21 protein-coding genes and 1 pseudogene are annotated in these 23,752 nt (G+C 38.0%); 5 read left to right on the forward strand and 17 right to left on the reverse strand.

Going from position 1 to position 23,752, the window contains the following annotated elements; translation table 11 throughout:
• Nucleotides 1-22 precede the first annotated feature (22 nt).
• Entirely contained in the window at nucleotides 23-808 is a 786-nt protein-coding gene (locus tag FQ087_RS08930) for a SurA N-terminal domain-containing protein (protein WP_149580107.1), read from the reverse strand.
• Between the two features lie 661 nt (nucleotides 809-1,469).
• Between FQ087_RS08930 and FQ087_RS08940 the strand changes: the two genes are divergently transcribed.
• Nucleotides 1,470-1,841: a VOC family protein gene (locus FQ087_RS08940; RefSeq protein WP_149580108.1), complete on the forward strand. Its 372-nt coding sequence runs from the start codon at nucleotides 1,470-1,472 to the stop codon at nucleotides 1,839-1,841.
• A 339-nt stretch (nucleotides 1,842-2,180) separates the two neighbouring features.
• On the opposite strand, the gene FQ087_RS08945 is transcribed toward FQ087_RS08940, so the two are convergent.
• Both FQ087_RS08945 and FQ087_RS08950 read right to left on the reverse strand, forming a co-directional pair.
• A complete protein-coding gene (locus tag FQ087_RS08945) occupies nucleotides 2,181-2,732 on the reverse strand; it encodes a PadR family transcriptional regulator (protein ID WP_149580109.1) in 552 nt (183 codons plus the stop codon).
• Between the two features lie 45 nt (nucleotides 2,733-2,777).
• Nucleotides 2,778-3,929 (reverse strand): YhgE/Pip domain-containing protein, encoded by a 1,152-nt coding sequence (locus tag FQ087_RS08950; RefSeq protein ID WP_149580110.1) that lies wholly within the window; start codon nucleotides 3,927-3,929, stop codon nucleotides 2,778-2,780.
• A 185-nt stretch (nucleotides 3,930-4,114) separates the two neighbouring features.
• Here FQ087_RS08950 and FQ087_RS08955 point away from each other — a divergent pair, with 185 nt between their 5' ends.
• Together FQ087_RS08955 and FQ087_RS08960 are read left to right on the forward strand one after the other, a co-directional pair.
• A complete protein-coding gene (locus FQ087_RS08955; RefSeq protein ID WP_149580111.1) occupies nucleotides 4,115-4,387 on the forward strand; it encodes an alpha/beta-type small acid-soluble spore protein in 273 nt (90 codons plus the stop codon).
• Between the two features lie 368 nt (nucleotides 4,388-4,755).
• Complete coding sequence (locus FQ087_RS08960; RefSeq protein ID WP_149580112.1) at nucleotides 4,756-5,142, forward strand: OsmC family protein; 387 nt, start codon at nucleotides 4,756-4,758, stop codon at nucleotides 5,140-5,142.
• A 979-nt stretch (nucleotides 5,143-6,121) separates the two neighbouring features.
• On the opposite strand, the gene FQ087_RS08965 is transcribed toward FQ087_RS08960, so the two are convergent.
• From FQ087_RS08965 to FQ087_RS23250, 3 genes are all read right to left on the reverse strand, one after another.
• A complete protein-coding gene (locus FQ087_RS08965; protein ID WP_149580113.1) occupies nucleotides 6,122-6,622 on the reverse strand; it encodes a GNAT family N-acetyltransferase in 501 nt (166 codons plus the stop codon).
• Between the two features lie 133 nt (nucleotides 6,623-6,755).
• Entirely contained in the window at nucleotides 6,756-7,223 is a 468-nt protein-coding gene (locus tag FQ087_RS08970) for a hypothetical protein (protein ID WP_149580114.1), read from the reverse strand.
• A 222-nt stretch (nucleotides 7,224-7,445) separates the two neighbouring features.
• Nucleotides 7,446-8,375: a methyl-accepting chemotaxis protein gene (locus FQ087_RS23250; protein WP_149580115.1), complete on the reverse strand. Its 930-nt coding sequence runs from the start codon at nucleotides 8,373-8,375 to the stop codon at nucleotides 7,446-7,448.
• A gap of 647 nt (nucleotides 8,376-9,022) precedes the next feature.
• Here FQ087_RS23250 and FQ087_RS08980 point away from each other — a divergent pair.
• The gene (locus FQ087_RS08980) at nucleotides 9,023-9,721 is read left to right on the forward strand and encodes an ankyrin repeat domain-containing protein (protein WP_149580116.1); all 699 of its coding nucleotides are present in this window, start codon (nucleotides 9,023-9,025) and stop codon (nucleotides 9,719-9,721) included.
• Nucleotides 9,722-10,180: 459 nt separating this feature from the next.
• Here the strand turns inward: FQ087_RS08980 and FQ087_RS08985 are convergent, their stop codons facing one another.
• Together FQ087_RS08985 and FQ087_RS08990 are read right to left on the reverse strand one after the other, a co-directional pair.
• Complete coding sequence (locus tag FQ087_RS08985; protein WP_149580117.1) at nucleotides 10,181-11,479, reverse strand: hemolysin family protein; 1,299 nt, start codon at nucleotides 11,477-11,479, stop codon at nucleotides 10,181-10,183.
• Between the two features lie 69 nt (nucleotides 11,480-11,548).
• Nucleotides 11,549-11,950: a MerR family transcriptional regulator gene (locus tag FQ087_RS08990; protein WP_149580118.1), complete on the reverse strand. Its 402-nt coding sequence runs from the start codon at nucleotides 11,948-11,950 to the stop codon at nucleotides 11,549-11,551.
• A gap of 457 nt (nucleotides 11,951-12,407) precedes the next feature.
• On the opposite strand from FQ087_RS08990, the pseudogene FQ087_RS08995 reads away from it, so the two are divergent.
• Nucleotides 12,408-13,045, forward strand: a pseudogene (locus tag FQ087_RS08995) (DUF421 domain-containing protein).
• 352 nt (nucleotides 13,046-13,397) lie between these two features.
• On the opposite strand, the gene FQ087_RS09000 reads toward FQ087_RS08995, so the two are convergent.
• The 9 genes from FQ087_RS09000 to FQ087_RS09040 form a co-directional block, all read right to left on the reverse strand.
• Complete coding sequence (locus FQ087_RS09000; RefSeq protein ID WP_149580821.1) at nucleotides 13,398-14,051, reverse strand: DUF2238 domain-containing protein; 654 nt, start codon at nucleotides 14,049-14,051, stop codon at nucleotides 13,398-13,400.
• Between the two features lie 216 nt (nucleotides 14,052-14,267).
• Nucleotides 14,268-15,341, reverse strand: a complete 1,074-nt coding sequence (locus FQ087_RS09005; RefSeq protein WP_149580119.1) for a sulfate/molybdate ABC transporter ATP-binding protein — start codon at nucleotides 15,339-15,341, stop codon at nucleotides 14,268-14,270.
• 15 nt (nucleotides 15,342-15,356) lie between these two features.
• Nucleotides 15,357-16,220 (reverse strand): sulfate ABC transporter permease subunit CysW, encoded by an 864-nt coding sequence (gene cysW / locus FQ087_RS09010; protein ID WP_149580120.1) that lies wholly within the window; start codon nucleotides 16,218-16,220, stop codon nucleotides 15,357-15,359.
• 11 nt (nucleotides 16,221-16,231) lie between these two features.
• Nucleotides 16,232-17,065, reverse strand: a complete 834-nt coding sequence (gene cysT, locus FQ087_RS09015; RefSeq protein ID WP_149580121.1) for a sulfate ABC transporter permease subunit CysT — start codon at nucleotides 17,063-17,065, stop codon at nucleotides 16,232-16,234.
• A gap of 82 nt (nucleotides 17,066-17,147) precedes the next feature.
• On the reverse strand, nucleotides 17,148-18,197 hold the full coding sequence (locus FQ087_RS09020; protein WP_149580122.1) for a sulfate ABC transporter substrate-binding protein: 1,050 nt from the start codon (nucleotides 18,195-18,197) through the stop codon (nucleotides 17,148-17,150).
• A gap of 815 nt (nucleotides 18,198-19,012) precedes the next feature.
• A complete protein-coding gene (locus FQ087_RS09025) occupies nucleotides 19,013-20,569 on the reverse strand; it encodes a hydantoinase/oxoprolinase N-terminal domain-containing protein (RefSeq protein ID WP_149580123.1) in 1,557 nt (518 codons plus the stop codon).
• Nucleotides 20,566-21,660 (reverse strand): S-methyl thiohydantoin desulfurase family protein, encoded by a 1,095-nt coding sequence (locus FQ087_RS09030; RefSeq protein ID WP_149580124.1) that lies wholly within the window; start codon nucleotides 21,658-21,660, stop codon nucleotides 20,566-20,568. The genes FQ087_RS09025 and FQ087_RS09030 overlap by 4 nt, the downstream gene beginning before the upstream one ends.
• Nucleotides 21,644-22,936, reverse strand: a complete 1,293-nt coding sequence (locus FQ087_RS09035) for a cytosine permease (protein ID WP_149580125.1) — start codon at nucleotides 22,934-22,936, stop codon at nucleotides 21,644-21,646. The genes FQ087_RS09030 and FQ087_RS09035 overlap by 17 nt, the downstream gene beginning before the upstream one ends.
• Nucleotides 22,926-23,510 (reverse strand): TetR/AcrR family transcriptional regulator, encoded by a 585-nt coding sequence (locus FQ087_RS09040; protein ID WP_149580126.1) that lies wholly within the window; start codon nucleotides 23,508-23,510, stop codon nucleotides 22,926-22,928. Before FQ087_RS09040 ends, FQ087_RS09035 begins: the two co-directional genes overlap by 11 nt.
• Nucleotides 23,511-23,752: the final 242 nt, after the last annotated feature.

Raw genomic sequence — 23,752 nt, forward strand, 5'->3', positions numbered from 1 at the left:
GTACCTGTCTTCACTTAATCAGTTAAATTTTTAACTCAATTTTAGCATCTGCTTTTAGCTCTTCAACATGAGTAGCAAGTAGTTTCTGCTGTTGTTCTTGTTTAATAATTCCTTGGATTTCCTCACTTACTTCTTCAAGGGGTGGCATCTCTTGTCCAGCTGTTTTTGATTGAGCTGCGACTTGATCGTAGTATTCTTTAATTTCTTTATCCGTAATTTTTTCCGTTGGAGCTACCTTTTCAAGATATTTTTCAAATATGATTGATTCAGCAACTTGTTCTTTCAATGTTTTTACATCCATATTTTGGGCTTCAAGCGCCTTTTTCATTTCTTTTTCTCCACCAAATTGCTCTTCAAAAGCTGAATATTCTTCATCAATTTCAGATGTAGATGCTGTTATTTTCGCTTCTTTTGCTTTTTGAAGAATCAATGTCTGATTAACAAGGATATCAAGTGCTTGCGCTTTTACTTGTTTTGTTGATTCTTTAGTCGATGGGTCTTGTCCCATTTGTTGCATTTGACCTTGGATCGACGTCAATGCTGCATTATATTCCTCACCTGTAAGCTCTTCCTTATTTACAACAGCCACGATTTTATCCTTGTCCACTTGTTGTTTCGCTAACTTTTCTTCCATCTCTTTTGCAGATGCTTCTTGTTCTTTCGTAGCTCCTTGTTCATTCGTTGCTTCTTGCTTAGTTTCTTCTTTAGGTTTTTCTTCTGTTTCCGCTTTTTCTTCGCCACCGCAAGCAGCTAAACCTAATGCTAGCGCACCTGCCATAAATGGAACTAGTACTTTTTTCAACTTCATATCGTGTAAACCCCTTTCAAATCTGCCACCCAGTATTACTTAAGCTTATTTTACATTTTAACGAACATTTATCAAAAGATAAACTCATATCCCTCCGTGTCATCAAATTAACTTCTGGAAATTATTCAACAAATACTATAATCACCTATTAAACGTGCATCTATCGAAATACAGTCATTGGATTATTACAGTAACAAGTTACGTGCAGGATATACGTTTTCGATAACAATTAGCCACTTTACGTCATTGTGTAACACTTATGGCTATAATATATTCAGTGAAGGCAATTTTTATAGAACGCCCGACCTTCCTCCATCAATATTAACTGCCGTACCCGTTATATCTGAGGCAGCGCTTGAAACTAAAAATGGATTAACTTTCAGCGGCCTCATCCATATTTTCTATTCTCCCCATAGGAATTTGAGGGCGTGCGTCTTTTTCGTATGATTCCCACGCTAGCCTTCCCAAGCCCCAAACTGAAATCCTATCCATAGAAAATAATCCATAAACATGGCTAATTGTGGTAGCAACTAACCCCAAACAGTTCATATGGAGAATATTGTATATTTCAATGCACTCATTTATACTTTAATTATACAAATTTTCACTTACCCATAAAAACTACACTTTGAATTTTTCCAAAGTGTTAAGAGGAGGAAATATGAAACTAGGAGCATTCTCAGTAAGTCTAAATGTACAAGACATTACTAAATCAAAATCATTTTACGAAAACCTTGGATTTCAAGTCTTTGGAGGGGATATTACTCAAAATTGGCTTATTATGAAGAATGAAAGTTGCATAATTGGGCTATTCCAAGGAATGTTTGAAAAGAACATTTTGACTTTTAATCCGGGCTGGAATGAAAATGCCGACAATCTCGATTCCTTTACGGACATTCGTGACCTTCAAAAAAATCTTAAAGCACAAGGAATTAAAATGTTGACTGAAACAGATGAATCAAGCGTTGGGAATGCTAGTTTTACGATTGAAGATCCAGATGGGAATCCTATTCTTGTAGACCAACACGTCTAAAGAAGAGAAAATAACGATTCAAGGAACTTCCTGTAACATTCTATTAGCCAAGATTCTTATAAATAAGTTTAAAACTATACTATAGTGCCTTTTCCCCGTTTCTCTAAAGTTTTAAAACTCTATATACTGGGTGGACAGGCACTCTTGTGTAAGTTGCCGGACTCCAAAACAATGCGTTAAAACGCAAAAGGATACATCGAGTGGTTATTTATTTCGCAATTCGAGATTTCATTATTTCTTAAACTACAAAAAACACTAAAAATCCATCGATGGATTTTTAGTGTTTTTTGAAGCATCTGTTGTGAAAAATACCAAGTACTCATTAAGCACTGATTATTTTTAGAGTTTGGTGCCGTTTTTTAGTTCTTTTAAACGTAAAACGAGATCTTCGAGCCATTCTTTTGTATGTTGTGCCCGACTTAGTGAATGGTCCCCGATATATTTAAAGCCCAAATATTGATCTGAATGCTCATCTACTCGAGGACTAAAACTTAAATACGTTTCCCATGTTAAGCGATTCTTTTCAAGTTTTCTTTCAATAATTGCAATCACTTTTTCAATTTCAACATGCTTAATATTGACGAGCGCAATATACATCTCAGAAATTTCTTTCGCATTTTCAAATGCATTGTACATTTGTATTTTTAACTCTTGTCGTCCTTGTTCCGTGATTTGATAAACATGTTTATCTGGACGGTTTTCTTCCCTAATCGTTTCAACTGGTATGATATGCCCTTTAGCAGCTAACTTTTCGAAATGATAATAGAGTTTGTTTTCATTTAAGCCAGTAAATTGATCAATTGGAATCGGTTCAGACAATCGTTTTTTTAGCATATAGGGGTAGCTATTTTCTTCTGCTAATATTCCTAGAATATAAACTTGAATCGACATGTTAAAACTCTCCTTCAGTCTTCACTTGCCTTTAGTTTATCAAATTTAAGCAATACTTTCAGCAGTCACCGGTACATTTTTATGAAATACGCGAACGATCCCTATATTAATAACTAATGCACCTAAACCAACTAACAACATACTGAGATGTGATGCTGATGCATCGCCACCACCGTACATAATAGCAAAGTCTGCTTGCACCGAATAATACATTGGTGAAATATGACTTAACCATTCGTATGGTACGTACATCATTTCACGTGTCATCGCAGCACCGTTCGCAATTGTTTGCATTAGCAAGAACGGTATATTTAAGATCATGCCCGTTTCACCAAATGCTAATATGAATATCGAAGTGAATTGGAAGCTTACGAAATAACTTAGTGCATGATGTCCCCATAACGTGAAGAATGTTTCGATACCATGTCCATCAACTAGATACGTTATACCAAGTCCAACGACTGTTGCTACAATACCAATTAGTAGTGCAGTCAGTTGCATGTAAATGAATAGTTTAATTTTACTTGCCTTCCCACGACTTGCTCTAAATGCACCGACTAGTTGCATCGCCCCAATCATTGCACCTACATAACCCGCCATAGTTAAGAACATCGGTGCCATTGCGTTATGCATACCTGGTGGGATTTCATTAATCTTTACTACGTTCTCCGTAAATTGATTTTGCATGGCTGTAGCCATGGCTGCTGCTTGCTCTTCTGGCACATTTAAGTTTACTAACACACCAGTTGCATATTGCTCAGCGAATTGCTTACTTAATGTTGTACTAATTTCAGAAACGACCGAATCCATTGTTGACGACACAACAGTTGGACCAGCCTCATTAATTGTAAAATCAATACTTGAAGATGCTTCACCATTCATCACATCTTCAGAAAATGTTTCTGGGATGTGAATTACGAGCTTTATATCATTTTCATCTAATTGTTTTAACGCTTGTTTATTTGTTAAATCCGTTGTAATTTCTTCGAAAGGAAGATTACCCCCTAATTGTTCCGCAATTGTAGCACCAACTTTGCCTGCATCGTCATTGATAATTGCAATTGGTAATTGATCTATATTGTTGGGAATTGCCGTATACCCTGGCATAAACGAGACAAGCATGGCAATTTGATAAAATATCCCCATGAAGATTGCTCCACGCGCACCCTTCGTCTTTAAAAAATTCTTAAATTTCATAATAACCACCTTGAGCTTTATTTTTATTACTTTAATTAAAGTACTTTTATTAGTATACATTGTTTTGAAGGTATATAAGAATTTGATTGTGACAAAATAGAGGCAGTCCAATAGTGCATTCTAAAAAAGGAAAAAGGATGGAAATTAAATTATGGGGTACACTATCGAAATTAGGAGGAGATTAAATGGCGCGAAACAACAAAATTTTAGTCCCAGAAGCACGAAAAGGGTTGGATCAATTAAAAGCTGATGTCATGAAAGCACAAGGTTACAATGTGGATACAACTAATTCAGATAATGTGAAATACGAAGTCGCAAACGAACTCGGGATTCCATTGACAAAAGGCTATAATGGCAAGCTCACATCCGAACAGGCTGGAAAAATCGGTGGACCCATCGGCGGTAATATGGTGAAAGAAATGATCCGGATGGCACAAGAGCAGATGATTAAGAAATGAAATAAAACGCTAATCCTATGGTATTGGATTGGCGTTTTATTGTTCGTACAGTCTTTGAATTTATAGTTCGGGATTTGTGGTGACAGTTTTCGGTTTTGAACTTACTTTTAGCCACATTGCGTTGAGAGTTCTGCCTTATCTCATTTCTAGGGATTACTCAAATAGATTCAAGTGCAAATGTCCCGGGAATTTCATATACACTATAACTTCGTACTCAAAAAGACTATTCCTCAAACAATTCAAAGTCCAACGAAAACCTGATAACTTCCCAACACGTTAATTCAACTCAATCGATGCAAGTGGATACCTTTCACTACACTTTATTGTCGGAAACCATATATAATTCTAGTATTAGGAGGAGATTATTTATGAAATTTGAAATGACGGAAAATGGTTTTGAGACATCGACTTCATTTGGTCAATTAACCGTTTCAGGCAACGAGGAATACGGGTTTAGGCCATACCAACTTCTTGTATCTTCTGTTGCGGTATGTAGTGGTGGAGTGTTACGAAATATTCTAGAAAAGATGCGTATGCCCGCCGACAATATTTCTATTGAAGTGAAGGAAGTCCGTCGGAATGCTGAGATCGCCAACAGAGTTGAAAAAATACATCTTCATTTTATCATCGAAGGTCAAAAAATCGATGAGTCAAAGATTGAGAAAGTCTTCGAGTTGACGAGGAAAAACTGTTCGATGGTACAATCCCTCATTGATTCAATTGAAATCGTCGAAACGTATGAAATTAAAGCGTAAGCTGTACGAATTAAGTACCTGTGCAAAACAATTAATGTTTCACACAGGTATTTAAAATTAATGCTTTACCATGACCGTTTCATGCTTTGGATCCAATTAAACAAGCAAATAAGGCATACAACAAAAATTAGGCTACTTAACGCCCATTGAATATGGGCATCAAGCAGCCTAAAAAGTGTTTATGTGTGTCTCAAATACAGTTTTTGATTGGAAGTTTGACACAGCTTTTTTATTTTAATGATTGTCAATGGTTATAAATTGTAGTTTACTTTCTGAATTGCTCTCAAAGCAGATGCAGGATACTTATAGGAGATTTTTTCATTTTCTACAATAACATTTATTTTGAACTTGTATTTTTTTACTGTAGTAACGCTAGTGGGTGAAGGTCATTTAATCTTATGATTTTTATTTATAATGGATTATTACAGGCACAACAATAAACAGCCAAATTTTTAAAAATGCAGGTTCGATTTAGGTTAAAAAAGATGATTTATGAAATTGATTCAGCGTTAAATAAAGATTTATTAATACTGCCAATCCATTCTTTCAATTATTCTGTTTGCTATATAAGCTACTATCAATGTTAATATCCAGGGAATAGCTAGATGATATACCCAATACCTCCTAAAAATCCGAGAATTAATTGGAATAAATCGTATAGTAATGCAACACCTGCATAGGTACGTAATTCAATGAATGGATATATACTTCTTTTTATTATTGCAATTATGACCCCTACTATTTATAAGCCTGTACTAAAAAATATCAAAAAGCCGGCCTCATTTCTTTGGTTTATAATTTATTACGTATACTCCGGTGTAGTAAATGATTAAATCGAATAAAGATATGGGATGGATATTTACTAATAGGAAACTAACTATGAGTAAAGATGAGTACGCTCATTACTTCGCTGTTATTATCATTCCTAAAGACTGCTTAGAAAATCTTGTTTCCGTTATCCCTGTTGGTGACTGTGCAATTAACTCTCAATCCAAAACCGCCGAACCACTGTTCCATCCTCTTCAGCAAAGCTTTTGTCTTCAACTCCACCATTCTTTACTATCGTTTTGGCAGATCCAATATTGTCATCATTACAAGTTACCAGAACCCGGCGAATTCCCAACACATCGCATTTTTTTAATGCCTCAGCAAGAATCCGTGTGGCATATCCTTTTCTTCGTTCTGTAGGCCTCACACTATACCCGATATGTCCGCCAACATTATGTAGATAATCTGACAGTTCATGCCGTATATCGACCATCGCGAGGACCCGATCATTTTCATCCACCAAGAAATAGTTCGTGCTAGGTACCCATTTTCCGTCCCCACTTCCCCTGATTTTCAGTGTTTCTAAATAAGCATCATAATTCTCATAGCCAGCTAGATTAAAACTGCTAGGAGTCATCCGAGGTTCTTCCCACTCTTTAATATAGTCTTCATGCTCGTTTTTCCATTCAACGGACGGTCTCACCAATCGCATACCCATTCCCCATTTCCGTGTTAGTGTAAGTTCTAGGTTATAGAGTAATTCCAGGTAACTTGAATACTCCTGAGAACCTAATAGCCCAGTAAGGTTAACCTTTCACGACAGTTTCGTGCACAAGTAGATTTCATTAATTAATATTACTAATGAAATAATATATACCAGATTCAACATCTATATTAGGGTTAATATTACCTGCACTAGTATCAATTACAGTCTCTTCTCCCTCAGATATTCCAGTATAAAAATTAAATTGTTTTCCAGATAAAGTTTTTGTTATTAAACCAATATTAATATTTTCTTCAACTGCAACAAAAGAATTACTTCTATACCATCTAAATTTATTCTTTTTTTGTGCTATATTAGATAACCCTACTAACAAATGGCTATCTTCTTGTTTTTTAAACACAATAAATAGTTCTCCATTCATCTCCAATTCAGAAATAACATCGTCGCTATTTAACCCTTCTTCATTTAATCCATATTGAATAGCTTCGTTCTCCGTTTCAAACCACTTTACTTCTTCTTTTTTGGAATTTGTACATCCATTTATGATTAAGCAAAAAATTATAAGTATAAAGCAGTTCTTCATTTTCATTTTACCTACCTCTTTTCACAACAAACCTTAACCTGTTTCAATAAACTCTTCGCCATTCATTCTATGTTAGAAACTTCAAAATCGGAAAAGATATCTCTCTAACACCACGGTAAACGATTCACATACCTGAATGTACATAAAAAATCAGACATTAGCCATTTTGTCTGATCCTTATTCTGTTATTATCCAATTGTAGTGAATCACCTAAGTATACTTCTTTTTTTATAGCTTATCCTTGAATTCTCTTGCTTGCGAATCTAATTGATTTGCCGCAGTTTCAATTCCACTAAACTCGTTTATAGCTTTTTCGATAAGTCCCTGACTATTCGTAATACCTATTTGTGAGCGATTTGTAACATCACTTATTTTATTAATTTCACTTGTAATTCCTTCTATATGAGAGTTAACCTCTTGGATAGAGTCCTGCACTCGATTCGCTAGCTTTCGAACCTCACTTGCAACAACATTAAAACTTCTGCCATGTACACCTGCATGCGCTGCTTCAATTGCTGCATTTAACGCTAATAGATTCGTTTGAGCCGCTATGTCGCGAATCGTTTTTGTAATGTCCTCAATGGAAATTGCTTGTCGTTTTAATGATTCTAAAATTGCTAAGCTTTCTTTCGACTCAGACACAAGCTTCTGATTCGCGGAGGATATCTCTTCACTTCTAGATATTCCCTGCTCTGCCCGACTCAATAATTCAGTAGACATTTTTTGTAACTGATAAGCAACTTCTAGTGTATTGTTTTCTCTATTAGTAATATCAGTTGCTATTTTAACAACAGCTACTACTTTTCTATGCACATCTAAAACAGGAGTATAGGTAGCTTCAAGCCAAATTAGACGACCTGATTTTGTTACACGTTGAATTTTTTCTTGAAAGCTTTTTCCATTTCGTAAATTTCTCCAGAATGATTCATATTCTCTACTTTTAACAAATTCAGCTGTACAAAATTGTTTATGTATCAGATAAGGCATCTCAGAAACTTCATATTCTACTGTTTTTGCAAAGTTATAATTAGCCCAGAGTACCTTTCCTTGAGGGTCAAACTCTATCATTGCAAGTGAACTTTCAATTGCTCCTAATACAGCACTTTCATCCAAAACCTGTGTACTTACAGAGGTTTTTCCAACTTCCTTCATCGACATATTATTGCCTCTTCTCGTGGAATTTCCTGAAAACATTATCTTAAAACTCCTTTAAACTTTACATGAAACAACAGATAATTCCTATAATTATTTCGCAATCTTTAGCTTAATCGAGATATTCTTCTCCTACCCCTCCCTTTTTATAGGTTTTATTGTACATATCGAAAAACATCTTCGAATTCACCCCCTATTCATTTAGGTAATAAGGTATATACCTTAAACCATATTCGTTTACGCGTCTAACTCTCCGACAATATGTTTTTCTTATCTAATTCGTATTTTTTTATAATAACAGCCTACTATAGTAAACTGAGGATAGAGTCTATTGGAGGTGCGTGTTACGGAGTACATTCAATCATTGCTTACCGAACCACGGAACCGCTGTGACAAGAATCGAGCAGGGCGCCATCGAATTAAATCAGTATCCCAACTTACCTTTGTTACGGGGGGACGTACTGACGATCGTCAGTACATAAAGACTTCTTGAAGAAGTAGAGAAACTGTTCAAACGTAATAAGCTCGCTATGACGAACATCGATATCTGTTCAATCAGCATTACGTTATTAAATCATTAAGATCATAACCCTTGTTCTCTAAGGATTTAGATGAATAAAGGCTAAACATTACTATTAAAAAAGGAGAACTTTATGAAGAAGTGGTTGATAATGCTAGTAGGAAGTATTCTTATTTTGCAAGGATGCGTTCCAGGTGGGAAGAATATGCAAACCGAACAGGAAAAGGAGGAAAATACATTGAACAAAGAATTACTTAATGCGATTGAACTAAAAGATACAAAAACCGTAAGTAAGCTGATTAATGAGGGGGCAAATCTAGATGTACAGGATGAAAATGGTCGTACTGCCACTATGTTAGCTACCTATAATAATGACGTTGCCACAGCAAAAGTCCTAATTAAAGCCGGTGCAGACGTCAATATCCAAGATGACAAGCAAAACAATCCTTTCTTGTATGCCGGCGCAGAAGGGTACTTGGATATTCTAAAGTTAACAATCGATGCGGGTGCAGACCCCACGATTACCAACCGATATGGAGGAACTGCTATCATCCCTGCCTCCGAACATGGCTATCTCGATGTTATCAAGGAACTTCTTACTTCAACTGAAATTGATGTTAATCATGTAAACAATCTCGGTTGGACAGCCTTAATAGAAGCGATCATTTTAAATAATGGAAACAAGGTACAACAGGAAACTGTGCAATTGCTTATAGATTATGGAGCTGATGTAAATATTCCTGATGAAAATAATGATACTCCTCTACAACTTGCAAGAAAAAAAGGGTTTACAGAGATTGAGCAAATATTATTAAATGCTGGTGCAATGTAATAGTATAGTAGCATTTTCTCTTTAATGTCTTTTGCGAAAATAGTATTAACAGTATTTTTTCACCGCAATTCACCTAATATAACAAGCACCGACACGTGTGGCGTCTTTAATAATCGTTTCTTGATTTGAAACCATTGGGACACTGCCTGGGATTAGTATTTTATGTTTCAACAAAAACAGGCGGGCCTTTCCTCGATTTTATCGAGGAAAGGCCCGCCTGTTTTCAATACACACTGCACTAATGAAATAGATGTCCTGAAAATGCCTAGGAATAACCCAACCAAGCCGCCATTTAAGTGTCCAGTACCTGGACATCGGGGAGCCGGAGCGATAAGACAAAGGAGGGATTCAGTTCAATCCCTCCCTAGCAGTGAATTTTCTGCTTAGCTTATCGCGGGAGGCATCCATAAAGCGCCAAAGCGTGTAGAATGGACATTTCCTTTTTCATGACTATATAATCTATTCGTTTTTCCGGATTTCTATATAGCGGATTTGGTGCCCATCTAACTCTTTGATTATGAAAAGGAATCCATCTTGCTCAATTACTTCTCCTTCTTTGAGATCGTTATTATACGACAAGCACCATCCGCCAATCATATCCACAGCATCTTTTTTCAATGATGTTCCGAGTAGATGATTGATTTCTTCTAACAATACTTTACCGCTGACAACATAATGATCTTCTGCAATTTTCGTGATTTCTGCGATTTCATCCGCATCAAATTCATCGTGTATTTCCCCAACAATTTCTTCTAGGATGTCTTCGATTGTTACCAATCCAGCAGTACCGCCATATTCATCAATTACAAGCGATAATTGGGACCGTTCGTTTTGCATTCTTTTTAAAACTTTATCAATGGGTAATGTTTCGATTGCCACTGGTATCGGATGTAACAAGTCCTTAATAGAGAATAATTCTAAGGACGAGCGATCTCCAAGAGTAAAGTAAAGCAAATCCTTACTGTTGATGAAACCTATGATATTATCTATATCCCCCTCGTAAATGGGATAACGTGTATACCTTTCCTCTTGGATTGTATATGCCACTTCCTCAAAAGATACATCCGAGGAAAAAGTTATCATTTCAGTCCTAGGCACCATAATCTCTTTTGCAATTCGGTTGTCAAATTCGAACATTTTGTTAACATAGTTCAGTTCGGATTGGTTAATTTCTCCACTTCTAAAACTGTCAGACAAAATGATCCTAAGCTCTTCTTCAGTATGAGCAACTTCGTGTTCCGATGCTGATTTAAAGCCGAATAGACCTATAAGCAAACGAGCTGATCCATTCAAAACAAAGATAAAGGGAAACATTAACTTATAGAACCACATGATTGGTTTAGAAAAAAGCAATGTCAATGCTTCTGCTCTTTGGATTGCTATTGTCTTCGGAGCAAGTTCCCCCACTACAACATGTAGGAAAGTGATGAAGACAAAGGCAATGACAAAGGAAAGAATCTGGGAAACAGATGGATCTACAGCGAATTTTTCGAACAAAGGATGTAGCATTGTCTCTACCGTCGGTTCACCGAGCCAACCAAGCCCTAAGGCGGTAATGGTAATCCCTAATTGGCAAGCAGAGAGATATTCGTCCAAATGGGTTGTAACATGCTTTGCAGATATAGCACCTTTTCGTCCTTCTGCAACGAGTTGATCAATTTTCGTACCCCTAACTTTCACTAATGCAAATTCTGTTGCTACAAAGAAAGCTGTTAAAGCAATCAGTACTGCGACTAATACTAAATTTAATATATCCACTATGTCAACCTTACATTATGCAAGGCTTTCACCTCCTGAAATGATTGTTTGCTACTTTCGCGTGTTAAACTAGACAAGTAATTGTAATAAAGCTTGTATTACTGGCAGAGTGTCATGAGTGATACTTTCCTTAACCGAAGAGTTTTCCCGATCAGTTCTTTTTAATAAAACCAAAAGTTCCTGAAGATTATTTTTCACTAAGAGTGCCTTCTCCAACACCTGTTCATTAGAATCAGGAAACGCCAGTTTCTCATTAATTTCTTCCAGTGAGAAACCTTTTTCCTTCAAATGAGAAATCCTATTTAACTGCTCAACATCAGAAAGTTCAAAAAGACGATAGCCTGTATCGGAACGTGATGGTTTTAAAAGATTAAGGTTTGTATAATAATCGATTGTCCGCTTAGATACACCTGCAATATCGGCAAATTCCCCAATTCTTAGTTTATCCTTCCCAATAGGCTCGCCTCCCAACTATCACGTGATGGTTTAGTTTAGCATTTTCATTAAAGAATACACAAATATTGAACTAACAATTTTCTATACTTTTTTAAGAAGTGTTCATAGAATGTACATACCTCTTATTGAGACTCCTAACTGCTCTCCTACTATAATAGTTAAAATATAATTTTCTAAACGAATAGGTTTTGAAACAGTTCTGGCACGGGAGGGCTCCTTATCAATTCCCCCTCGGAATGCGCTGTAAACAACTGCCGAAAACGAACAACTTCACATGCGAATAGGTATAGTAATAGTAGCGTATGTATAACCGACGGATTAGTTATGGAAAGGTATTTTTTGAAAGACCATATTGCACTGATAGGTTTTTACAGAGAATTTCTATATCCTTGAATATTGCTATTGAGTATTTCGTTTATTCCTTCCTTAATTTGTCCATCATAAATAAAAACGATTTAAGGGGAAACGAAATATGGATTTATATTCAATTGCAATTGAACTTGGGATAGGTTTTGCTACATTACTTATTATGACAAAAATATTGGGTAAAATGCCCTCTCTCAGATGACTCCATTTGATTTCATCGCGGCTCTTGTTCTCGGAGAACTGGTTGGAAACGCCGTTTATGATAAAGACATTAAAATCGGCTCTATTCTTTTTGCAATTGCGATATGGGGTGCCTTGATTTTGATAATTGAATGGTGTACTCAAAAATTCCCCGGTACAAGAAAATACTTAGAAGGAAAACCTTCAATTATTATCAGGAACGGCCATCTCGATAGACAGGAAATGAAGAAAAACAGAATAGATATTAACCAACTACAAGTTTTACTACGAAAAAAAGATGTTTTCTCTATAAGAGAAGTTGCCTATGCACTCCTTGAATCAGATGGTACGATGAGTGTTTTGAGAAAACCGGACTATGAAACACCAACGATTTCCGATTTGAAACTACCACAAAAACCTGTATATTTAACCGTTACATTTGTCAGTGATGGTAAGGTAGATTGGGAAAACTTGAAAACAGCTGGATTTAATGAAGAGTGGCTGTTAAAAACGCTTCGCAACCATCATATCAATCATTATAAAGATGTTTTTTATTTTGAGTGAAAAAAAGACGAAGGCGTATATCTTGAAAAAATGTAAAAACCCGCGGAGTATAACAAGAGATCCTAGCACATATTGAATTAAGTTCTAATTCAATATAGGTTTTTTGTTAGTTTTGTCAAAAGTAATGATTTAGATACTCGTAAACTTATCTCAACGCTTTCAAAGAATACTGTCGTGTACGAGACTACTAATTGCGTTGATGATGTAAGGATTATTGCTGTTATCTCCGCCTTTTCCAATGCTCACACTGTACCTGAGATTTTCACCCCATTTGACGCTCCATCTTAATTTCTCAGAAAAACTTCAACCAATCTAGGAGGATCTTCATCTCCATAAAAAAATCGTGAATGTTTTATGATTCACGATTTTTTGGGTACGTACTATTTCGGTTTAGCTTTATTAACAGCGTGTCATGTAGTTTCGAAAAAATGAGTAACGACAAGATTGAACCAATAAAGACCAACGACATATCCCATTGTGCATCCCATATATCGCCTTGCATACCTAAAAAATCTTTAGTCCCTTGTCCTGCATTCGGTAATTTTGTACTCAACCATTCGATGATTTCGTACAACGCCGCAATGGCAAGCATTATACTGGTTGCAATGCCAACCAACCAAGGACCTTTGGTTAATGGAGTTTGACGTAACAATAGTTCTCTTATTACAATCACACCTAAACCTTTCAGGAAATGCCCAAATCGATCATAATGATTGCGATTCAAGTCAAATTCGTCTTTTATCCAATTAAATAAGGGTACCTCTGCATATGTGTAATGACCACCGATAAACGTAAGAATTGATAATATGGCAATGATGAAATAAGAGAGTGAAGTGAGTCGAAACTTATTGTAAGTCGCGGTGACAATAATCAATACGACAACGGCAGGACTAACCTCTGCCACCCACGTCAATAATTCTGCCGGTTTAAAGACTGACCATATAAAAACAACGGTTACAATTAAAAGTAAAAAAATATTTACCTTTGTACCCTTATCTAAAACCAGTATGATCACTCCCTCCTCTCAGCAGTATGCGAAAAAACAGAATGGCATATACATTTTCGTGTAGACCGGTTTCTTTCTCCACGATAATTTTCTACACTGGTACCAAACAAAAAACCTTCAAAGCCACGAGTGACTTGAAAGGTTTCTATGCAACACTATTCGTACGTATTTGCTCAATAATGTATGCGAGTAATCGTATTAACCCATTTTCCACCTTTAAATCGAGAAGTCTTCCGGAATGAAAACACGAAGTTGATTCGGTTTGATATATACATCTTCACCTACTTTGACATTAAGCTCCCGGTATCTCTCTTTCGTCAATTCTGCTTCAAGAAATTGATCGTTATCTTGTCGTTTTAGTTCAACTTGAACAGTGCGCCCCACGACATGTATATGAATAATTTTCGCTTTAACCGCTTCCGGATCTGTCCCCTCTCGCTCAATCGTCATATCATGTGGCCTAACATAACCAACAGCCAACTTATTTTCAACACTTTCAAGTTCAACTGCACCCATATCGACATGTACATTGAGTAGCTTTCCATTTTGTAATCGTCCATGAAATAGATTCACATTCCCTAGAAAATCATACACAAATGGACTGTTCGGATGATCATAAACTTCTTCCGGGCTACCTATCTGTTCAATCTTCCCTTCATTCATAACAACTATCCGGTCCGCAACGTCAAGAGCCTCTTCCTGATCATGCGTCACAAATATACTCGTAATATGAAAGTCATCATGCAATCTACGCAGCCAACGTCGCAGTTCTTTCCTCACTTTTGCATCGAGCGCACCAAATGGTTCATCAAGTAACAGTACTTTTGGTTCCACTGCAAGCGCTCGAGCTAGTGCAACACGTTGCCTTTGTCCTCCCGACAATTGGGATGGATAACGATTTGCAAATGTATCTAACTTCACAAGTCTCAACAATTCATTCACTTTCTCATCAATCTCCATTTTAGTTGGACGTTCTTTTTTGGGTCGCACTCTCAATCCGTACGCAACGTTATCAAAAACCGTCATATGTTTAAACAGTGCATAATGCTGAAAAACAAAGCCAACCTTTCGTTCAGTCGTACGGATATGGGTCATGTCTTCCTCACCGAACAAGACAACACCATGATCAGCCTCTTCAAGTCCTGCAATGATGCGTAGTAGCGACGTTTTACCCGATCCAGAGGGTCCAAGCAACGCCACAAGCTCTCCTGTTTTTATGTCGAGGTTAATATCTTTCAGTGCATCAAACGAGCCAAACCTCTTCGACACTTCTTTTATTTGAATACTCATATGGAGACCTCCTTTCTATCCGCGCTGACTTGTTTTCCATTCAATGAAGTTTTTCAAGACTAGCGTAATTATCGCTAATATAGACATAAGAGATGCAACAGCAAAGGCCGCCGAAAATTGATATTCATTGTACAAAATTTCAATATGTAATGGCATCGTATTCGTAAGACCCCGAATATGACCCGAAACAATTGAAACAGCACCAAATTCGCCGACTGCACGCGCATTACAAAGTATGATACCGTATAATAATCCCCATTTGATATTCGGTAACGTGACATGCAAGAATGTTTTAAATCCTCCAGCCCCAAGTGTTAATGACGCTTCTTCTTCCGCTGATCCTTGCGCCTGCATAAGTGGGATTAATTCACGGGCAACAAAAGGGAATGTGACAAATAACGTGGCAAGCACAATACCCGGAACGGCGAAAAGAATTTTTATATCATTTGCAAATAAAATTTCACCAAACAACCCATGTGCGCTGAATAATAGAACGAAAACAAGACCTGCAATAACCGGTGAAATTGCAAATGGCAAGTCAATCAGGGTAATTAAAAAACTTTTCCCCTTAAATTCAAACTTAGTAATTGCCCATGCAGCCGCAATTCCAAAAATCGCGTTAAGTGGTACCGTAAGTAAGGCGACAAGCAATGTTAATTTGATGGCTGATAGTGCGTCCGGATCAGTAATAGCAGCTACATAGACGCCTGCACCCTTTTCAAAAGCTTTTATAAAGATTGCGACAAGCGGCAATACCAGAAATAGCAATAGAAATCCAAGCGCGATCGCAATTAGTGGAATACGAACCCAAGGCTGTTCTTCTGTAGTCCGCTTTCTCCTATTCTTACTAACCATCTGCATCTGAATATGTTCTGCCATGGAATTCCCTCCTAATTGTGAACTAATTTCCGATTAGCCCACCACTGCAATCCGTTGATAAATAGCAATAGTACAAATGAGAAAACGAGCATGACTGCCCCAATCGCTGTAGCAGCAGCATAATCATATTGTTCCAGTTTTGTCATAATAATGAGCGGTGTTATTTCTGTCTTCATCGGCATATTTCCTGCTATGAATACGACCGAACCATACTCACCAATTGCACGGGCGAATGCTAAAGCAAAACCTGTCATCGCTGCTGGTAAAATTTCTGGTACTATCACTCTAGCAAATGTTTGGAAGCGATTTGCACCTAAAATAGCAGATGCCTCTTCCATTTCCTTTTCAAGATTTTGAAGAACCGGCTGCACCATTCGGACGACAAATGGCAAGCCGATAAATGTTAATGCAATCGTTATACCGAGAGGAGTAAATGCCACTTTAAACGATAGAAACTGACCAATCCAACCCTTTTCTGTATAAAGTGTTGTTAATGCGATACCTGCAACAGCTGTAGGAAGCGCAAATGGTAAATCTACCAGTCCATCAATGATTCGCTTGCCTGGGAATGAATATCGAACGAGTACCCACGCAATCAACACACCGAATATCAGATTAATGCAGGCTGCTGCAAATGCGGTACCAAAGCTTAATTTGTACGATGCAATAACGCGTGGTTCTGTTACCGTCGCCCAAAAATCTGACCAGCCCATTGATGAGGTATTAATGAAGATCATGGAGAGCGGAAGTAAAACGAGCAAGCTGAGATACAGCATTGTGAATCCGAGAGATAGCCCGAATCCCGGCAGTATACTATGATTCTTTAATCTCCATTTCTTCGCCATTACTTCACCTTCACTTCTGTAGTTAAATGTTGTTCAAATGTCTCTAATCCTAATTATCAATTGGAGTCTTTACTCAGATTCACTACTGTAGGTATATTTCATCGAAGGTGCCGCCGTCACTAAAATGTTTTCCCTGTGCTTCTTTCCATCCACCAAAATCGTCGTCAATTGTAACGAGATTAATGTCTGGGAATTGATCTGCATATTTATTTAATACCTCTTGGTTACGTGGACGATAGTAGTTTTTCGCTGCAATTTCCTGTCCAGTTTCCGTGTACAAGTATTCCAGATATGCTTGTGCGACCTTTTCTGTACCTTTTTTCTTGACGATTTTATCCACAACTGCAACTGGTGGCTCTGCTAAAATACTGAGTGACGGGACGATAATTTCAAATTCATCTTTTCCAAGTTCATTTATCGTTAAGAAGGCTTCATTCTCCCAAGCAAGTAATACATCACCAATACCTCGTTCTACAAAAGTTGTCGTTGAACCACGAGCCCCAGAATCCAGTACTTCAACGTTTTTATAAATATCACCGACAAATTCTGTTACATTCTTTTCATCTCCATTAAATTTCTTATCTGCATATGCCCAAGCCGCTAAGTAATTCCAACGTGCTCCGCCTGATGTTTTCGGGTTTGGTGTTATAACCGACACGCCTTTTTTCGTTAAGTCATCCCAATCTTTAATCCCTTTTGGATTGTCTTTTCGAACTAGGAAAACAATCGTTGACGTATATGGTGTTGAGTTATTTTCCAATCTAGTTTGCCAGTCTTCAGCTAGTAGGTCTCGCGCGGCGGCAACTTCGTCAATATCGTAGGCAAGGGCCAGCGTGACAACGTCTGCTTCTAGACCGTCAATTACTGCTCGACCTTGTTTGCCGGATCCACCATGTGACTGCTGAATAATCACTTCCTGCCCAGTTTCTTCTTTCCAATGTGTAGCAAATTCTTTATTAAACTCTTCATATAACTCACGCGTTGGATCGTATGATACATTTAATAGTTCAACTGAATTCTTTTCTGCAGAGACAACTTGATCCCCACTTTTTTCTGTACTACCGCATCCTGTTAAAATACCCACGATTGCAGTGATGCCCATTAAGAAACCGATTTTCGCATTCTTTTTCATCCTCTTACCCTCCTCTTTCTCATGTGAAAAGGCCCTCAACTATACAGCTAGTTGAGGGCCTTCGGGTTTCCGATCAGCCATTGTCGTTACCTATACATAAATTTAGAAGAAATGCTCACGCGCGTTGTTTAACTAAACCGTATAAAACCTCCTTCATAACAGTGTGTTTTTGATAACCTAGTAATACTATATGCTTTATCTGATTAATTGGATTATAGCGCATCATTTCTTTTCTGTCTAGCATTATTTTAAACTAGGAGATTGATTACGAATGGCTAAGACATTTTAACACCCAAAATTGTGTGCCATTGGTAAGGATGAGAGTGCTAAACCCAATGATAAATGCACCGTCATATGCCAAAAATGTCCAAGTCATAGCAGTGATACTTCCTTCTTGTTTGTCATGCGATTCTTTTTATGGGGATTATCGCAGAATGGTGAATAATTACACGAAAAAGCCAGACATTCATCATATTATCTACTCTTTATTTTTTTTGCATGTAGCGAATTACCTGATTAGTGTCACGCTGAGGCATCTAAACTATAATTTTAATAGTTCACGTATGATATTGTTGGATTTACAGCATTTGTATTGGTCGTTACAATCATTGTTTAGATCATCATTCAGAAATTGCTGCCACATTATAAACTCTTCCTTAATGGGTTTTCACCAACGGAAACTTGTTGGCATGCTGCAATAACCGAGTAAAAGCTGAACCCCAAGTTATGGGATTCAGCTTTTTTTGACTAATTCACTAAAATTTGTGTCCATTTTCTCGATAGTATTCACTGTCAACAATATCTTAAGAATTACTTCAGCTTTCTCCATTCAACAAAAGAGGTCCAGCAACTTTCACTCGAACTAAGATGGCCTCCCCAGGAATATAAGCCAATGGAAAGTCTTCCAACTGAATGATGTCGATTTGCTCAGGATCTGCGCCTGCTGTGATAGCCGCTTGGATTGCTTCTTGTTTAGCTTCTTCAATCACATCTTGATGCTCGCGGTTTGCAAGCAAATATATTTTTTCGCATGTACCGCTGATATCTCCAAGTGCTGCACCAATTGCATTAGCGACTTCCGCGTGTTCGGGTCTGATAATACGACTAGCCCCCCTTAATGTGGTTGGCATCAAAGCTGCTCCACCGCCAACGAGTACGACTGGCACATCATCTCCGCTTGTTTTCATACGATCAATTGCTTTTTCGACCATTTCGACGATGTGTGGGTAAATTTCTTGTGTGGGAATAGAAGCAAGGTTTTCATCTTGCGAATTCTCCATTTTCATCTTGCCTTCCCCTACTGCGACATCCGTCACAGTTAGAATGTCACCTCCGAAGATGATTGCTTTCTCGGGCAATTGATAACCAACACTTTCTGGTCCGATTTTCCATGCACCATCTTCTAAAGTGACTTGCGTACCGCCCCCTAAACCGAGAGAGTAGATATCAGGCATGCGATAATTGGTACGAACACCGCCGACTTCAACGGCCAGAGACGTCTGTCTTGGGTACCCGTTTGTTAACACACCAATATCGGTCGTAGTTCCACCGATATCTACGACAATCGCATTGGGTTCTTTCGATAAAAACGAAGCCCCTCGAATTGAATTGGTCGGTCCGCATGCGATCGTGAAAATCGGATACTTTTGAGCAAATACATTGGTCATCAGCGTGCCGTCATTTTGACCGAAATATATGTTAGCTTGAATATCTTTAGTAGCTAACGCCTGCTCGAATCCTTCAGCAACATGCTTGATGACATTCTTAAGTGCAGCATTCAAAATCGTCGCATTTTCTCTTTCAATTAAACCAATTGTACCGATTTCACTAGAAAGTGAAACCGGAATATGCGGTAACTCCTGTTGGAGATATGCCGCTACTTCTATTTCCTCTTCCGACAGAACCGGAGAAAATACCCCAGTAATAGCAATCGAATCTACGGTATCTCTAAATGACTCGACAATTTCTAGTAATTCATCTTCCACAATGCCTGTAATCGGGGAACCGTTAAATTCGTACCCTCCATGTATCAAAGCAGTCTTAGCTTGTAATTTTTGTACTAAATCTTCTGGCCAGTCGACAAGTGGAGGAACCGTTGTTCCAGAAGGAAGACAGATGCGAATGATACCAATTCGATTTAATGATTTTCGTTCCACGATTGCATTGGTACAATGTGTTGTACCGAGTGTTGCTATCTTTATATCTTTCACATTAACATTTGAACTTACTAGCAGTTCTTCAATTGTCGATTGAATCCCTGAAAAAACATTCTTTGTGGTGGGCGTTTTTGTGCTACAAATGACCTCATTCTTCTCATTCAATAGAACACCATCCGTGTTGGTACCGCCAACGTCAATTCCTAATCGTATCATGTGGTTACAAACTCCTTTATCAGTATTTCCACTGGTATATAGTCATATGGGTAGTTGAAATAACGCGGTCCTGCCGTCTCAATACCAATCGGTGTCCTCCATCGTTCATTCGCCGGGAATGCCACAATGACAACCCGAGCTCCATATCTCAAACCTTCTGTAGTAATTGGCATACCTGTTTCTTCATCCAAAACGGCTATAAGGTCTGGTGTCATAGCAATTGGTTTGTTATTTATTTCTGCAAGGAGATGTTCATTTTGAAAGAACAATACACACGTATCCTGATCATTTTCCTCAATACCTTCAAATACAGCTCTTCCTCTAGTGAATCCACCCTCGATTCCTCTTTTGATTTCAGCTGCTTTCCCTTTAAATAACTGATGGCCATCTAATAATGTTAGCATCCGTTCTATCGGATGCACTTTCCCATTTCGTTGCTGTTTCAGTAACTCACCTATTTTTCGGGCAAGTGTCAATGTACCTGGTATAACACTTTTTTTCGCTTGTTTTCCAGTTACTCCATAATCGGACACAATCGACGATCCACCCATAGCCACCGTAACCGTGCGGGATAGGGTTTCACTCCAGTGACCATCCACAGGTTCAATCGTGATCGTATTTCCTTTCTCATCCGCAATGGTGACTAATTCAGGCTTTAACCCGTCTAGATGGAAAGTGACCATTTGTGCTTCTGGAAATGCACGTCCCATTGCATCACCGTCTAAAATTGGAATACCCTTCATCGCTGCTACCGCCACGGGAATTAGTGAGTTAACCCCGCCAATTTCAATTGGCATTACAACATCAGTTTTTTTACCGCTCGCCTTTTCATACGCATTTAATGGCGCCATTAGCATTTCAAATGAAGGTATTTTCTCGATGAGAACACTCGGAGACCCCATACCACTAACCGGAACGACCCATTGATTATCTTTAAGTTCATCCATCGTAATTACTTGAACAGGTCCATATTTTTCAATTGCATGTAAAGCCATTAATTTCCCTATATAGGGATCTCCACCTCCACCTGTTCCTAAGACCGCAGCCCCGATTGCAATATGTTCTATATCTTCTTTATTTAACCACTTCATAGACATTCTCCTTAGGTAATTGACGTTTAATGACTACACAAAAAATTGCCTGTGCACTAAAAGCAATGATGAAACTATCAAGAGTCGGTATTGTCGTTAGTTTGAAAAGTTCCAGTCCAATAGGGTTTTCCAGTGTCATCCAACTTATTAACGTACCCATTCCCCAGGCCATTAACGGGTATGCATGGAACTTTGCAGACGATTCAATTGATAGCAATTTTGCACCGCCAATATAGTAAATGGCCGTATATACACCGCCTATTGGTGCGATAAACATCGTGATGATGCTCAGGAAGTTTATGAAATTTCCGTAAATACCCAAAACAGCCATAAGGGTACCGATTGTACCTGCAACAAGTGTTAATCTCGCTTTACAAATCTTCGTGAAAATGACAGCTAAGCCAAGTCCCGATGAGTAAGCATTACTTGTATTCGTTGTCCATTGCGCCAATATCAATACTAGAATACCCGGTATCCCAAGACCAACAGCCAGCATGATCGTCGTCAGATTATCTTCGTTCATGACACGCGATAGAATCATAGCAATGACCAACATAAAACTATTGCCAATAAAGAAACCAAAGAAGGATGCTAAAACAGCATCTTTTTTTGTTCGTGCCCAGCGTGAAATGTCCGGTGAAATTACTGCACCCACGACAAAGATACTAATAACAAGTGAAATAGCCATCCCTAATGAGAATGTGTTTTCCACAGGTGCACCAATACCAGCAGTGCCGAATTTACTGATGGCCATTCCGACTGCCAGAACCACTAATATGATCAACAGCGGTACCGACCAAGAACTTAACTTTTCAATTGCATGGTATCCGTACATTGCCGTCAGCATCATCAGCAATCCACCTATGCCAGCAAGAAGTGGAATGGGTAATTGAATTCCGGTGGCTTCAGAGATTGCGACAGTCGCATTTTCGGCAAAAAAGCCAGCTTGTACACCAAACCAACCCATTAATGAGATAGCGAGAAATGCCGAAACAATTTTTGCTCCAGAACTTCCGAAGGCGGCACGAGAAATCATTGATGTAGATAATCCAGTAGCCGCACCAACGTATGCACAAAATGCAGCTAAAACACCTAATAGTAAAGATCCAATCACCACAGCTAGCAAGGCGTCATTAAAGGCCATCCCTGCTCCGAGCTGTGCTCCAAAAAGCATAGCTGATAAATCAATTCCGACAGCAATCCATATTAGGCTAATGGATAGCCATTTCTTACGTTCTTGCATCGGTACAACTTCTCGGGCATAATCATTTTTCATCTTCAATCCCCCTCAATATAAGAGTGGTGAGGTGAAAAGCATGTTGGATTTGCTCCGCAAATTTTATTTCATCATACAAATTTATTTCCCAAAAAATTCCATCCATTATCAACAGAAATTGTTTTGTTAAGTTGATCCTTTGTTGTTCAGAACTGGATGGGTAATCGCGTTTTAACGCAGTTTTCAGTGAAAGTATTAGCCACTCATCGAACTGCTCCATGTGATTTTTGAGAAACTGTTTAATTTCTGGAGGTGGTGAGTTGATCAATGAAATATAAGCTGCCGTATCATCTGCTTTCCCTTTATGATAAGTGACAGTCCCGTAAAGGAGATAAGAGAGGATATCTTCTATTGGAAGATTTTCTGCTTCATGCATGATCTTTTTCATCTGACTAAAATGGTCCTCTAATATCTTTTGAAAAGCTGCGACAAATACAGCTTCTTTGTTTTGGAAAAAAAAATAGATTGAAGCCGGCTTAATACCAACATCTGCAGCGATTTTTTGCATCGTGGCTCCTTGATAACCATAACGTGAATAATTATAAATTGCCGCTGTCATCAGTCTTTCTTTCATAACACTTCCACCACCTAATAGTTGTTAGGTTAATGATACAACGCTAGTTATCAGACATCAACAACATTCTGAATTATTTATATTAACTTTCTTTACTGCCATAATATTGTGGGTGTTATTACCATTTTTTTAGACTTAAGCAATTGCTACACTAACTGTATGCAAAAAAACTCAGCCCTTTTTACGTACAAGGCTGAGTTGCGTTCTTCTCTTTATATTTTCAGTAAAACTTCTACCTACTA

The sequence above is a fragment of the Sporosarcina sp. ANT_H38 genome, from assembly GCF_008369195.1.
In the GTDB taxonomy this organism is placed as follows: Bacteria; Bacillota; Bacilli; order Bacillales_A; family Planococcaceae; genus Sporosarcina.

Coding starts and splice junctions, on each gene's coding strand:
- FQ087_RS08930 (WP_149580107.1), bottom strand. CDS start 808: ATGAAGTTGAAAAAAGTACTAGTTCCATTTATGGCAGGTGCGCTAGCA.
- FQ087_RS08940 (WP_149580108.1), top strand. CDS start 1,470: ATGAAACTAGGAGCATTCTCAGTAAGTCTAAATGTACAAGACATTACT.
- FQ087_RS08945 (WP_149580109.1), bottom strand. CDS start 2,732: ATGTCGATTCAAGTTTATATTCTAGGAATATTAGCAGAAGAAAATAGC.
- FQ087_RS08950 (WP_149580110.1), bottom strand. CDS start 3,929: ATGAAATTTAAGAATTTTTTAAAGACGAAGGGTGCGCGTGGAGCAATC.
- FQ087_RS08955 (WP_149580111.1), top strand. CDS start 4,115: ATGGCGCGAAACAACAAAATTTTAGTCCCAGAAGCACGAAAAGGGTTG.
- FQ087_RS08960 (WP_149580112.1), top strand. CDS start 4,756: ATGAAATTTGAAATGACGGAAAATGGTTTTGAGACATCGACTTCATTT.
- FQ087_RS08965 (WP_149580113.1), bottom strand. CDS start 6,622: ATGCGATTGGTGAGACCGTCCGTTGAATGGAAAAACGAGCATGAAGAC.
- FQ087_RS08970 (WP_149580114.1), bottom strand. CDS start 7,223: ATGAAAATGAAGAACTGCTTTATACTTATAATTTTTTGCTTAATCATA.
- FQ087_RS23250 (WP_149580115.1), bottom strand. CDS start 8,375: ATGTCGATGAAGGAAGTTGGAAAAACCTCTGTAAGTACACAGGTTTTG.
- FQ087_RS08980 (WP_149580116.1), top strand. CDS start 9,023: ATGAAGAAGTGGTTGATAATGCTAGTAGGAAGTATTCTTATTTTGCAA.
- FQ087_RS09005 (WP_149580119.1), bottom strand. CDS start 15,341: ATGAGTATTCAAATAAAAGAAGTGTCGAAGAGGTTTGGCTCGTTTGAT.
- cysW (WP_149580120.1), bottom strand. CDS start 16,220: ATGGCAGAACATATTCAGATGCAGATGGTTAGTAAGAATAGGAGAAAG.
- cysT (WP_149580121.1), bottom strand. CDS start 17,065: ATGGCGAAGAAATGGAGATTAAAGAATCATAGTATACTGCCGGGATTC.
- FQ087_RS09020 (WP_149580122.1), bottom strand. CDS start 18,197: ATGAAAAAGAATGCGAAAATCGGTTTCTTAATGGGCATCACTGCAATC.
- FQ087_RS09025 (WP_149580123.1), bottom strand. CDS start 20,569: ATGATACGATTAGGAATTGACGTTGGCGGTACCAACACGGATGGTGTT.
- FQ087_RS09030 (WP_149580124.1), bottom strand. CDS start 21,660: ATGAAGTGGTTAAATAAAGAAGATATAGAACATATTGCAATCGGGGCT.
- FQ087_RS09035 (WP_149580125.1), bottom strand. CDS start 22,936: ATGAAAAATGATTATGCCCGAGAAGTTGTACCGATGCAAGAACGTAAG.
- FQ087_RS09040 (WP_149580126.1), bottom strand. CDS start 23,510: ATGAAAGAAAGACTGATGACAGCGGCAATTTATAATTATTCACGTTAT.